Here is a 12,691-nt window from a genome sequence, read left to right as displayed (position 1 = left end):
AGCCGATTTCCTATTCTAGACCGGAATTTCGGCGGTGGCGAACGGCGCAAGCTCGCCGCCTGTCTTTCCTTCTCCCCTTGTGGGAGAAGGTGGATTGGCGGGCAGCGCCAAGACGGATGAGGGGTGTTGGCCGGAGCGCGGTTTTGCCAAGCTGGAACACCCCTCATCCGACCGCTTCGCGGCCACCTTCTCCCACAAGGGGAGAAGGGGGAGCCGGCTGAGCCGCGCTAAGCCGCCTTCTCCACCAGCCTTGCCAGCTGCGTCATGACGACCGCTGAACCGGCCAGCCGCTTTTCAGGTGTCGGCCAGTCGCGGACGAAAACGACGCTGTGGTCCGGCCGGATCTTGGCCAGCGAGCCCTGCTCGCCGATGAACGTGACCAAACCGACAGGATTGGAAAACTCGCGCTTGCGGAAATGGATGACGACGCCCTTTGGTCCGGCATCGAGCTTTTCGACATTGGCCTTGCGGCACAGCGCCTTGATGAAGACGATCTTCAGCAGATGCTTCACTTCCTCCGGCAGCGGTCCGAAGCGGTCGATCAGCTCGGCGCCGAAAGCGTCGATCTCCTCGGTGTTTTCGAGATCGCCGAGGCGGCGGTAGAGCGCCAGCCGCAGCTGCAGGTCCGGAACATAGCTTTCGGGGATCATCACCGCCGTGCCGACGGCGATCTGCGGCGACCAGCCGCCATCCTGCACCTCGCCGGAATCCTTGACCTCGGCAACGGCCTCCTCCAGCATTTGCTGGTAGAGCTCGAAGCCGACCTCCTTGATGTGGCCGGACTGCTCCTCGCCGAGAAGATTGCCGGCACCGCGGATGTCGAGATCGTGGCTGGCGAGCTGGAAACCGGCGCCGAGCGTGTCGAGCGACTGCAGCACCTTCAGCCGGCGCTCGGCGGTATCGGTCAGCTTGCGGTTGGCCGGCAGCGTGAACAGCGCATAGGCGCGCACCTTCGAGCGGCCGACGCGGCCGCGCAGCTGGTAGAGCTGCGACAGGCCGAACATGTCGGCGCGATGCACGATCAGCGTGTTGGCGGTCGGGATATCGAGGCCGGATTCGACGATGGTCGTCGACAACAGCACATCGTACTGGCCGTCGTAGAAGGCGTTCATGATGTCGTCGAGCTCGCCGGGCGGCATCTGGCCGTGAGCGACAGCCACCTTTAGCTCGGGTACGGATTCACGAAGGAAATCATGAATTTCCGCCAGATCGCTGATGCGCGGCACGACATAGAAGGAATGACCGCCGCGGTAGCGTTCCCGCAGCAGGGTCTCGCGGATGACCAGCGGGTCGAAGGGCGAGATGAAGGTGCGCACCGCCAGGCGGTCGACCGGCGGCGTGGCGATCAGCGACAGTTCGCGCACCCCGGTCAATGCCAGTTGCAGCGTGCGCGGGATCGGCGTTGCCGACAGCGTCAGCACATGCACATCGCTCTTCAGATCCTTCAGCCGTTCCTTGTGCTTGACGCCAAAATGCTGTTCCTCGTCGATGATCAACAGGCCGAGATTCTTGAACGAGATCGACGAGCCGAGCAGCGCGTGAGTGCCGATGACGATGTCGACGGTGCCGTCGGCGATGCCTTTCTTGGCCTCTGCCAGTTCCTTGGCGCCGACCAGCCGCGAGGCCTGGGCGACGCGGATCGGCAGGCCGGAGAAGCGCTGCGAGAAGGTCTTGAAATGCTGGCGCGACAACAGCGTCGTCGGCACCACCACCGCGACCTGAAAGCCTTCCATCGCCGCAATGAAGGCGGCGCGAAGTGCGACCTCGGTCTTGCCGAAGCCGACATCGCCGCAGATCAGCCGATCCATCGGCTTGCCGGCGCCCAGGTCGCCCATCACCGAATCGATCGCCGTCTGCTGGTCGTCGGTCTCCTCATAGGGAAACCGCGCGGCGAATTCGTCATAGAGACCGTCTGCCGGCACCAGCGAAGGGGCAGCGCGCATATGCCGCTCGGCGGCGATGCGGATCAACTGCCCGGCCATGTCGAGCAGCCGCCGCTTCAGCCGCGCTTTTCTGGACTGCCAGGCGCCGCCGCCAAGCTTGTCCAATGTCGCTTCGGCCGAATCCGAGCCATAGCGCGACAAAAGCTCGATGTTCTCCACCGGCAGGAACAGCCGGTCGTCGCCGGCGTAATGGATTTCGAGGCAATCATGCGGTGCGCCGATCGCCTCGATGGTGCGCAGCCCGATGAAGCGGCCAATACCGTGGTCGCTATGGACGACGATGTCGCCGGAGGACAAAGCCGAGGCCTCGGCGATGAAATCGGAAGGGCGCTTCTTGCGCTTCGAGCGACGGATGAGCCGGTCGCCCAGAATGTCCTGCTCGGCGACGACGACCAGTTTCTCGGTCTCGAAGCCGGATTCGAGCGGCAGCACGGCAAGTCCCGCCTGCCCCGGTTCGAGCTTTTCCGCCTCGGCCAGCGTAGCCACCGGCTCGAGGTTGCCGAGATGATGCTCGGCCAGGATCTGGCCGAGCCGGTCGAGCGAACCTTCGGTCCAGCCGGCGACGACGACGCGACGGCGGGCGGCGCGCTCGTCGGCGATGTGTTTTACAACGACGTCGAAGACGTTGACGTTGGGGTCGGCGCGTTCCTCGACGAAGCTGCGGCCGTGCCGCGACCCGGCATGGAAGATTTTCCTGGCGCCGGCGTCGGGCGCGTCGAACGGCGTGAAGTCGATCGCCTCGCGCGGGCCAAGCGAGGCGATGAGGTTTTCCGGCGACAGATAAAGCAGGTCGGGCGGCACCGGCTTATAGGGGACGGCGTCCTTCAGCGCGCCGTCGGCCTGCTTCCTGCGCGCCTCGTAATGGTCGAGGATCAGCGCATGGCGCTCCGCCAGCGCCTCATGCGCCAGATGATCGAACACGACAGGCGTGTCCGGCAGATAGTCGAACACCGTCTCCAGCCGCTCGTAGAAGAACGGCAGCCAGTGCTCCATGCCGGCAAAACGCCGTCCCTCGCTGACCGCCGCATAGAGCCCATCGTCACGCGAGGGCGCGCCAAAAGCGTCGATGTAGGAGCGGCGGAAGCGGCTGATGGTCTCCGGCGTCAGCGCCACTTCGCTCATCGCCTGCAGCGCCATCGACTTGCGCTGGCCGGTGGTGCGCTGCGTGGCGGCGTCGAAGACGCGGATCGATTCCAGCGTATCGCCGAAGAAATCGAGCCTGAGCGCTTCCGTCCAGCCCGGCGCCAACAGGTCCAGAATGCCGCCGCGCACGGCGAACTCGCCGACGCCGCGCACGGTCGGCACCCGCTCGAAGCCTGATATCTCCAGCCGCGACGCCAGTGCGTTCATGTCGATCTGGTTGCCGGGTTTGGCGTGAAATGTCTGCGCCTCGACAAGGCTTGCCGGCGGAATGCGCTGCAGCAGCGCGTTGGCGGTGGTCAGGATGACGGCGCGGTGCGGGTTTTTTGCCAACGCGATCATCGCGGTGAGCGCGTCCAGGCGCCGCGCGGCTGCATCCGAGCCGGGCGAAACGCGGTCATAGGGCAGACAATCCCAGGCCGGCAGTCCGAGCACCGGCAGGCCAGGCGCGGCGAAGGAAAGCGCCTCGACGATCGCAGGCAGGCGCTGGCCGTCACGTGCCACGAACAGCACCGGCTTGTCGGGCGCGATCTCGTGCGCGGCCTGCACCAGCGCGAAGGCTTCGTAACCATCGGCGACGCCGTCGACGATGAACTGGCCGGCGCGGCCTTTCGGCAGGCCGATTGTGGGGATCAGGCTCATGGAATCACGTATTTCAGAATGTCATCGCCTGGCGCGACGCCAGGATTTTTTGCAGGACGGCACAGTCGATGTCAGCCGGAATCGGCCGCTCGCCGGTGATCACGGGCAGGAATTCGGTGTCGGCAATTTCGAGGAGCCTCTCATATTGGTCGAGTTCGTCGCCGGTCAAGCCGCCGATCTCGGCGTCTGCGAAACTGCCGAGAATAAGGTCCATTTCGCGCATGCCGCGATGCCAGGATCGAAACAGAAGCTTGCGGCGGCGGGCGTCGAGCCCCTCGCTTGATCGTCTTGTTCCGGTCATTGTCCAGCATCCTTGCCTGAAGCGGCGCATATAGCGTGGATAGAGCGCGGTGTCAGCCTTGCAACGGTCCGGCGGGTGTCTAACATCCCGGTGTGACATACACTCCTGACACCGTCGGCGCTAAGACCCCCCTCTGTCCTGCCGGACATCTCCCCCTCAAGGGGGGAGATTGGATGTTGTTTCTGCTTTCGCAAATCTCCAATGCTGTAGAAGGCACGCTGTCGGCAAAGCTGCCGATCTCCCCCCTTGAGGGGGAGATGGCCGGCAGGCCAGAGGGGGGTGAGCGCCGACATCGCGTGGTCTCTCACCCGTGAGACCTTCCCTCCTCGATCCGATGTTTGTCCCGATCACCTCGCTTGCCGGCGTCGGGCCGAAGGTCGGCGCCCTGATCGAGAAAATCGTGCCGGCCGATCTCGGCGACCGCCGCCCCGCACGTGCCGGCGATCTTCTGTTCGTGCTGCCGCATTCGGTGATCGACCGCCGCAACCGGCCGGGCATCGCCGGTTCGGTCGAAGGCGCGATCGTCACCCTCGAAGTGCGCATCGATCACCACCAGCCGCCGCCGCGCGGCAACCGATCGGTGCCGTACCGGGTTTACGCCCATGACGACACCGGCGAGATCGCGCTGACGTTCTTCCATGCGCATGCCGCCTATCTCGAAAAGGCGATGCCGGAGGGCGAGCATGTCGTGGTCTCCGGCCGCATGGAATGGTTCAACGGCCGCCCGACCATGGTTCATCCCGACCACATCGCGCTGGCCAGCGAAGTGGAAAACCTGCCGCTGGTCGAGCCGGTCTATCCGCTCACCGCCGGCCTCTCGGGAAAAGTGCTGCGCCGGGCAATCGGCCAGGCGCTCGCTCGCTTGCCGGTGCTGCCGGAATGGCAGGAGAGTGAGTTTCTGCGCCGCCGCAGCTTTCCCGCCTTCGGTGATGCTCTCTCCCGCATCCACAATCCCGCCGACCCGATCGACGTGTCCGTCGACGGCGCGGCCTGGCGGCGTCTCGCCTATGACGAGTTTCTGGCAGGCCAGGTGTCGCTGGCGCTGGTGCGCGCAAAAATCCGCCGCCTGTCCGGCCGGCCGCTGGTCGGCGACGGCCGCTTCGTCGAAAAGCTGCGCGCCGCCCTTCCCTATTCGCTGACCAATTCGCAGGAAATGGCGCTTGCCGAAATCAATGCCGATCTCGGTGACCCCGAACGCATGCTGCGCCTTCTGCAGGGTGATGTCGGGTCAGGCAAGACGGTTGTCGCGCTGCTCGCCATGGCGCGCGCTGTCGAGGCCGGCGGCCAGGCGGCATTGATGGCGCCGACCGAAATTTTGGCGCGTCAGCATCTTGCGACGATTGCGCCGTTGGCGGAACAAGCCGGCCTGCGCATCGCCATCCTCACCGGCCGCGAAAAGGGCCGCGAGCGCGCCGAGACGCTGACCGGCCTGGCCAGTGGCGAGATCGACATCGTCGTCGGCACCCATGCGCTGTTCCAGCAAACGGTGACGTTCCACGACCTCGTCCTCGCCGTCATCGACGAACAGCACCGGTTTGGCGTCCACCAGCGGCTGGCCATCACCGCCAAGGGCGACGCGCCCGACATGCTGGTGATGACGGCGACGCCGATCCCGCGCACGCTGGTGCTGACTGCTTTCGGCGACATGGATGTGTCGAAGCTGACGGAAAAACCGGCCGGGCGCCAGCCGATCCGCACCGTCACCCTGCCGCTCGAGCGGCTCGACGAACTTGTCGGCCGCATGCGCGACGCAGTCGCCGACGGCCAGAAGATCTATTGGATCTGTCCGCTGGTCGAGGAATCCGAAGAGATCAAGCTGATGTCGGCGGAGGACCGTTTTGCCTCCTTGAAGCCGCTGTTCGGCGACCGGATCGGCCTGGTGCACGGCCGCATGAAGGGCGCCGAAAAAGACGAGGCGATGCGCGCCTTCAAGGCCGGCGAGACACGCATCCTGATCGCCACCACGGTCATCGAGGTCGGCGTCGATGTGCCGGATGCGACGATCATGGTCATCGAGCATGCCGAGCGCTTCGGCCTCGCTCAGTTGCACCAGTTGCGCGGCCGGGTCGGTCGCGGCGAAAAACCGTCGTCCTGCGTGCTGCTCTACAAGGATCCGCTCGGCGAGACGGCAACGCGCCGGCTGTCGGTGATGCGCGAAACCGAGGATGGGTTTCGCATCGCCGAGGAGGATCTGAAGCTGCGCGGCGAAGGCGAGTTGCTCGGCACCCGCCAGTCCGGCACCCCTGGCTTCCAGGTGGCGCGCATCGAGGCGCATGCCGACCTGCTCGAAGCCGCTCGCGACGACGCGCGGCTGATCCTGTCGCGCGATCCGGAACTGCAATCCGAACGCGGCGCCGCCCTTCGCATGCTGCTCTATTTGTTCGGACGCGACGAGGCGGTGCGGCTCTTGCGCGCCGGCTGAGGCTCGGCATCCACCGGCGGATTGCCGATCTGGCCGCCGATCGGCTTGCCGTTCAACGTCACCATGTTCGTCTTGACCGCCGGCGCCACCAGCCCTGCCGAAACGATCAGCTTGGCGCCGTCCTCGATCGTCATGTCGAGCAGCACGATATCGGATTTCGGCACATACATCAGGAAGCCGGTGGTCGGGTTGGGCGTGCACGGCATGAACACCGCGATCAGCGGATCACCCTCCTGGTCGAGCTTCTGGTTGATCTCGGTTTCCTTCTCGCTGGCAACGAAGACCAGCGACCAGACGCCCTTGCGCGGGTATTCGACCAGCCCGACCTGGCGGAACATGTCGCCCTTGTTCGACAGCACGGTCTCGAAGATCTGCTTCAGCGACCCATAGATGCCGCGCACCAGCGGCATGCGGCCGAGCAGCCGCTCGCCGAACAGGACGATAGCCCGGCCGACGATATTGGCGGTCAGGAAACCGATCAGGGTGATCAGGATCAAGGCGACAATGAGCCCGAATCCCGGAACCGGCGCCGGCAGATAGCTATCGGGGTTGTAACGCGCCGGAATATAGGGTTTCACCCAGGAATCGACCCAGCCGATGAACGACCAGGCGATGTAGGCGGTGATCGCCAGCGGCGCGCAGACGACAAAGCCTGTCAGAAAGTAATTCCGCAGCCGGGTCATGCCTGAGGTCTTGGAAGCATCGGACATGGTTCACCGCAGCGCTGATTGCGGCGCGACATTAATGAACCGCATCCGGCTTTGGAACTGCGAATTTTTTAAACCACGCCTATTCCACCGTCACCGATTTCGCCAGGTTGCGCGGCTGGTCGACGTCGGTGCCCATGAACACCGCGGTGAAATAGGCCAGCATCTGGATCGGCAGCGCGTAGATGATCGGCGAGATGATTTCCGGCACGTCCGGCAGCACGATCGTCTCCATCGTCTTCACCGTGGCGTGCGCGGCACCCTTGCTGTCGGTGATCAGGATGATCTTGCCGCCCCGCGCCGCCACTTCCTGCATGTTCGACACGGTTTTTTCAAAAATCCGGTCATGCGGGGCAATGACGATCACCGGCATGTTCTCGTCGATCAGCGCGATCGGCCCGTGCTTCAGCTCGCCGGCAGCATAGCCCTCGGCATGGATATAGGAGATTTCCTTGAGCTTCAGCGCGCCTTCCATGGCCAGCGGGAAATTGGTATCGCGGCCAAGATAGAGCACGTTCTTGTAGTGCGAGAGGTGGCGCGCGACCTTTTCGATCTGGCCGTCGAGTTTCAGGACCTGGTTGGCATAGCGCGGCGCTTCCGACAGTTGGCGGACCAGCGTCGTTTCCTGTTCCTGCGAAATCGTACCGCGCGCCACGCCGGCCCGCACGGCAAGCGAGGCCAGCACCGACAGTTGACAGGTGAAGGCCTTGGTCGAGGCGACGCCGATCTCCGGCCCGGCCAGCGTCGGCAGGATAACGTCGGATTCACGCGCCATCGTCGATTCGCGGACATTGACGACCGCGCCGATCTTCATGCCCGCTTTGCGGCAATAGCGCAGCGAGGCTAGCGTGTCGGCGGTCTCGCCCGATTGCGAGATGAAGAAGGCGGCGTCTGTCTTCGACAGCGGCATTTCACGGTAACGGAATTCCGAAGCGACATCGATGTCGACCGGCAGCCGCGCATAGCGCTCGAACCAGTATTTGCTGATCAGGCCGGCCAGATAGGCAGTGCCGCAGGCCGAAATCGCCAGCCGGTCGATTTTGGCGAAATCGAACGGCAAGTCGAGCGGCTTCGAGACGCCGCCAACGAAATCCACATAATGCGCCAGCGTGTGCGAGATCACCTCGGGCTGTTCATGGATTTCCTTCTCCATGAAATGGCGCCGGTTGCCCTTGTCGACCATGAAGCTGGTGCTGAGCGACTGCTGGCGCTTGCGGTCGACCTTGTTGCCGTCCATGTCGAAGATGGCGACGTCGTTGCGGCGCACCACCGCCCAGTCGCCATCCTCCAGATAGGTGATCGAATTGGTGAAGGGGGCAAGCGCGATGGCGTCGGAGCCCAAAAACATCTCGCCATCGCCATGGCCTACGGCCAGCGGCGGGCCGTTGCGCGCGCCAACGATGAGATCCTCGTCTCCCGTGAACATGATGGCCAGCGCAAAGGCGCCTTCCAGCCGCTTCAGCGCCTGGTGCGCGGCCTCGACCGGCTGCAGGCCCCTGGCCAGTTCGCGCCCCACCAGGTGTGCGACGACCTCGGTATCGGTCTGCGATGAAAATGTGTAGCCGTCGCGCATCAGTTCGTCGCGCAATTCGGCGAAATTCTCGATGATGCCGTTGTGGACGATGGCGACGCCGTCGGAAAAATGCGGATGCGCATTGGTCTCGTTGGGCACGCCATGCGTCGCCCAGCGCGTATGGCCGATGCCTATCATGCCGTCGAGCGGTTCGTCCTTCAGCCGGCGTTCGAGATTGATCAGCTTGCCCTCGGCGCGGCGACGCGCCAGCTGGCCGTGCTCGACGGTGGCGACGCCGGCCGAATCATAACCGCGATACTCGAGCCTTTTCAGCGCATCGACGATCAGTGGCGCGACCGGCGAGTGACTGACGATTCCGACGATACCGCACATAGACGTTGCCCCCGATTCCGGCATGAAAACCCGGCGCTATTTAGGGTTGGCCGGGCTGCCGCGAAAATCACATTGCGTTTTGTTCCGTATCAGCCGGAACGGTTCTGCACAGATGCACCATGACCGAGTGCGCTGGCAATCCGATTACCGCAGCCAGGCTAGCCTTTTTTCCGGGCAGCCGCAGCCGAAGCAAAACGCTCGCGCAATTCCTTGCCCTTGCCGGGCAGCGTCCTCTGGCGGGCGCGGCCGAAGGCGAGCGCATCGTCGGGCACGCTTTCGGTGATCACGCTGCCCGAAGCGATGTAGCCGCCCTTGCCGATTGTGACAGGCGCCACCAGCGACGAATTCGAGCCGACGAAAGCGCCCTCGCCGATATCGGTGAAGAACTTCGAGTAGCCGTCATAATTGCAGGTGATGGTTCCAGCGCCGATGTTGGCGCCGGCGCCGACGCGAGCATCGCCGATATAGGTCAGGTGATTGACCTTGGCGCCCTCCTCGACCGTCGCCTGCTTGACCTCGCAGAAATTGCCGACCTTGGCTTTTTGCCGGAGATCGGCGCCCGGCCGCAGCCGTGCAAACGGGCCGACATCGCAATTCGAAGCGATCGTGGCGCCCTCAATATGGCTGAAGGCATGGATCCTGGCGCCGGTGGCGATTGTCACGCCCGGTCCGAACCAGACATTGGGCTCAACGATCGTATCGGCGCCGATCTCGGTATCGTATGAAAAGAATACGGTTTCGGGCGCGATGAGGGAAACCCCGGAGAGCATGGCTTCGCGCCGCCGGCGCGCCTGCCAGATGCCTTCCGCCGCAGCGAGTTCGGCACGGTTGTTGATGCCGAGCACATTCTCAAAGCCGGCTTCTGCGGCGATGACATTAAGGCCTTGCCCGCTTGCGATCTCGACGATGTCGGTGAGGTAATATTCGCCCTTGGCGTTGTCGTTGCCGACCTGGTCGAGCAGCTGCAGCGCGTGCTTGCCTGCAACCGCCATCAGCCCGCCATTGCAGAAGGTGATTTTCTTCTCCTCGTCGGTGCAGTCCTTTTCCTCGCGGATGGCGATGAGCTTGCCGCCCTTTTCGATCAGCCGGCCATAGCCGGACGGATTTGAGCTGCGGAAGCCGACCACAACGACGGCAGCGCCATCAGTCAGCTTCAGGCGCGCAGCCGTCAGCACCTCCGGATCGATCAGCGGCGTATCGCCGAACATTACGAGGATGTCGTCGTAACCCTTTGAGATCGCATCGCGAGCCGCCAGCGCGGCATGCGCCGTGCCGAGCCGCTTGTCCTGGACGAAGGTCTCCGCCTTCGGCGCGAACTTTTGCGTGGCCTTGCGCATCTCGTCGGCGCCATGGCCGATCACCAGCGCCAGATCGCCGCTGCCTGCGGCTTCCGCAGCCTTGACGACATGGGCGACCATCGGCAGGCCAGCGATCGGGTGCAGCACTTTTGGCACGGCGCTTTTCATGCGCGTGCCTTCGCCGGCGGCGAGAATGACGGACAGGCAGGTTCTCTGGCTCATGGAATCCGACCGTATGAAGAGGGTTGGGAATCAAGGCATGTCTAGCCCAGAATTTCACTAGCATTTGGCGCCATGCTGCACCAATGCGGTTAAATTCCGGTGAGGTGGTCGAGCAACTGACTTTTGATCAGTAGGTCTAGGCGGGCGATCAGGTGGTTACCCTACATCTCCGGTTTCAGCTTTTGCAGCGGCTGCAGCCGCCAAGCCTTGGCGTTTGCGCGGAAATTGGCATCGGAGATGGAATGAATTCAAACAGCCACCCTGCACGACTTACGCTCCTTACGTGGAAGCATGGGCAATGATCTGGCCATTTCCTGCCAGTGATAGGTCTTTTCCGTTATATTAGCATCTGATACGTTCGCTCGGGGGGAGTTGTTCCTGCCATGCGCAGCGTTCGTTTTATCCTCATCTTATTGTTTACAGCTGTTTCGGCGGATGCGCTCGCAGATAGGCGCGTTGCGCTGGTGATGGGTAATTCGGCGTACCAAAACGTACACGGACTTCCTAACCCCACGAACGATGCCAGCGACATGACCGCCAAATTGAAAGATTTGGGCTTCGAGGTAGTGACCGGTCTGGATCTCGATTTGGCCAGGATGCGTGTCACGATACGGAACTTTATCAAGAAGCTCGATAGGGCGGACATTGCGCTGTTCTATTATTCCGGGCATGGCCTGCAGGTTAACGGCAACAATTATATGGCGCCTGTGGATGCTCACCTGTCGTCCTATGACGACCTCGATTTCGAGACACTGCCGATGGACCTTGTTCTTGCGGCGATGGAGCGCGCTTCTAAGGTCAATCTTGTCTTCCTCGATGCCTGCCGGGACAACCCGCTCGCCGAGAATCTTGCCCGGTCGATGGGAACACGATCCGGTTCTGTGGGTCGGGGTCTAGCCAAGCTTGGCAGCGGTGTCGGTTCTCTCATCGCATTCGCAACGCAGCCGGGCAACGTGGCATTCGACGGGTCAGGTAGAAACTCCCCCTTCACAACTGCATTGCTCAGGCACCTCGGCACGCCGGGGCAGGATATCACCCGCGACCTCGTTCATGTGCGACGAGATGTGCTCGAAGCGACGTATGGAAAGCAAGTTCCATGGGACAATTCCTCGCTCACGGGCGATGTGGTGTTGAATCCTCTCCCGATTCAGGAGCCGAAGGCGGAATCCGCCCGCACGCCGGTACCAGTCGGGCCTGACAATGCGGTTGAGATCGCTTATTGGGAAACGATCAAGGACTCGGCGGACAAGAGTTTCTTTCAAGCGTACCTACAGCAATATCCGAATGGCGCGTTTGTAGCCCTAGCCAAGTTAAAGATCGACGCAATAAACAGTCGGGTCGATTTGCAACGGCAGGCGACTGAACGACAAAAGGCAGAACAAGATCGCGTGCAAGGGAGGCCTGTCGCAAAGGCTTCAGACGACGTCAAGACCGTCGCCAGGCTTGAACATCCCAATCCGGAAGTCCAACCGGAGAGGTCTTCAGTAGATTCTGATGGCTCCGGCGAACTTGCTCTTTCCACCCAGAGGGAGTTGGCCCGAATCGGATGCCTTACTGGCCAGGTCGACGGAAAATGGGGTTCCGCCAGCCAGAAAGCTTTGAACGACTATGCGAAGCGGCAAGGGATTAAGCTCGCGTCGGTCGAGCCGACGGGCGACCTTCTAAAAGGGCTGAAAGCAATTCGGGCTAGGGTCTGCCCCCTTCTTTGTGCTGACGGAATGGAGGCACGAGAGGGTCGTTGCACGGGTGCAGGGTCTGCCGGTTTAAGTGCTTTCGACGGAAGATGGGCTTTGACGAGACGTGCCACCAATTCGTTGTGCGGGTGGCGGGAGATTACAGCAAATGTTTCGATCAAAAGCGGTAAGATTTCTGCCCCAAAGTGGGAAGGAAAAATCGCGAGCGATGGCACCTTAAGAATAATACATCGCTTTGTTCACGAGGGGAAAAAAGAAAGCAATATTTTAAACGGAAAGATAAACGGTAACAGAGGTAAAGGGAAATTCTACCATGTAGGCGGAGAGTGTGCAGGCGTTGTTGAAATAGACAAAATGGCACCAATTCAGTAGCAGTATCTTTGTCGCAGATTGAGTATAGGTCAAATTCTGTGGGC

At 62.5% G+C, this 12,691-nt stretch carries 7 protein-coding genes; 2 read left to right on the top strand and 5 right to left on the bottom strand.

Annotation, left to right across the window (positions count from 1 at the left end; translation table 11 throughout):
* Positions 1-227 precede the first annotated feature (227 nt).
* Both mfd and X738_RS66600 read right to left on the bottom strand, forming a co-directional pair.
* Positions 228-3,725 carry a transcription-repair coupling factor gene (gene mfd / locus X738_RS66605; protein WP_023801099.1) on the bottom strand — a complete coding sequence of 1,166 codons (3,498 nt, stop codon included), beginning with the start codon at positions 3,723-3,725 and terminating at the stop codon, positions 228-230.
* A 13-nt stretch (positions 3,726-3,738) separates the two neighbouring features.
* Positions 3,739-4,026, bottom strand: a complete 288-nt coding sequence (locus X738_RS66600; RefSeq protein ID WP_023801098.1) for an FAD assembly factor SdhE — start codon at positions 4,024-4,026, stop codon at positions 3,739-3,741.
* Positions 4,027-4,360: 334 nt separating this feature from the next.
* Between X738_RS66600 and recG the strand changes: the two genes are divergently transcribed.
* The gene (recG, locus tag X738_RS66595) at positions 4,361-6,448 is read left to right on the top strand and encodes an ATP-dependent DNA helicase RecG (RefSeq protein WP_245277747.1); all 2,088 of its coding nucleotides are present in this window, start codon (positions 4,361-4,363) and stop codon (positions 6,446-6,448) included.
* Here recG and X738_RS66590 read toward each other — a convergent pair.
* The 3 genes from X738_RS66590 to glmU all read right to left on the bottom strand — a co-directional run bounded on the left by X738_RS66590 (position 6,400) and on the right by glmU (position 10,581).
* Positions 6,400-7,158 carry a DUF502 domain-containing protein gene (locus X738_RS66590; protein WP_031255660.1) on the bottom strand — a complete coding sequence of 253 codons (759 nt, stop codon included), beginning with the start codon at positions 7,156-7,158 and terminating at the stop codon, positions 6,400-6,402. The genes recG and X738_RS66590 overlap by 49 nt on opposite strands.
* Before the next feature lie 79 nt (positions 7,159-7,237).
* On the bottom strand, positions 7,238-9,061 hold the full coding sequence (glmS, locus tag X738_RS66585) for a glutamine--fructose-6-phosphate transaminase (isomerizing) (protein WP_023801094.1): 1,824 nt from the start codon (positions 9,059-9,061) through the stop codon (positions 7,238-7,240).
* Between the two features lie 158 nt (positions 9,062-9,219).
* Positions 9,220-10,581, bottom strand: coding sequence for a bifunctional UDP-N-acetylglucosamine diphosphorylase/glucosamine-1-phosphate N-acetyltransferase GlmU (glmU, locus tag X738_RS66580; protein ID WP_023801093.1), 1,362 nt, complete (start codon positions 10,579-10,581; stop codon positions 9,220-9,222).
* Between the two features lie 383 nt (positions 10,582-10,964).
* Between glmU and X738_RS81040 the strand changes: the two genes are divergently transcribed.
* Complete coding sequence (locus X738_RS81040; RefSeq protein ID WP_023801092.1) at positions 10,965-12,647, top strand: caspase family protein; 1,683 nt, start codon at positions 10,965-10,967, stop codon at positions 12,645-12,647.
* The last annotated feature ends 44 nt before the right edge of the window (positions 12,648-12,691 follow it).

The organism is Mesorhizobium sp. L48C026A00 (assembly GCF_000502375.1).
Classification (GTDB): Bacteria; Pseudomonadota; Alphaproteobacteria; order Rhizobiales; family Rhizobiaceae; genus Mesorhizobium; species Mesorhizobium muleiense.
Note: the sequence above shows the minus strand (reverse complement) of the source record. Positions and strands in the feature narration are given on the sequence as shown.

Coding starts and splice junctions, on each gene's coding strand:
- mfd (WP_023801099.1), bottom strand. CDS start 3,725: ATGAGCCTGATCCCCACAATCGGCCTGCCGAAAGGCCGCGCCGGCCAG.
- glmU (WP_023801093.1), bottom strand. CDS start 10,581: ATGAGCCAGAGAACCTGCCTGTCCGTCATTCTCGCCGCCGGCGAAGGC.
- X738_RS66600 (WP_023801098.1), bottom strand. CDS start 4,026: ATGACCGGAACAAGACGATCAAGCGAGGGGCTCGACGCCCGCCGCCGC.
- X738_RS66590 (WP_031255660.1), bottom strand. CDS start 7,158: ATGTCCGATGCTTCCAAGACCTCAGGCATGACCCGGCTGCGGAATTAC.
- recG (WP_245277747.1), top strand. CDS start 4,361: ATGTTTGTCCCGATCACCTCGCTTGCCGGCGTCGGGCCGAAGGTCGGC.
- X738_RS81040 (WP_023801092.1), top strand. CDS start 10,965: ATGCGCAGCGTTCGTTTTATCCTCATCTTATTGTTTACAGCTGTTTCG.
- glmS (WP_023801094.1), bottom strand. CDS start 9,061: ATGTGCGGTATCGTCGGAATCGTCAGTCACTCGCCGGTCGCGCCACTG.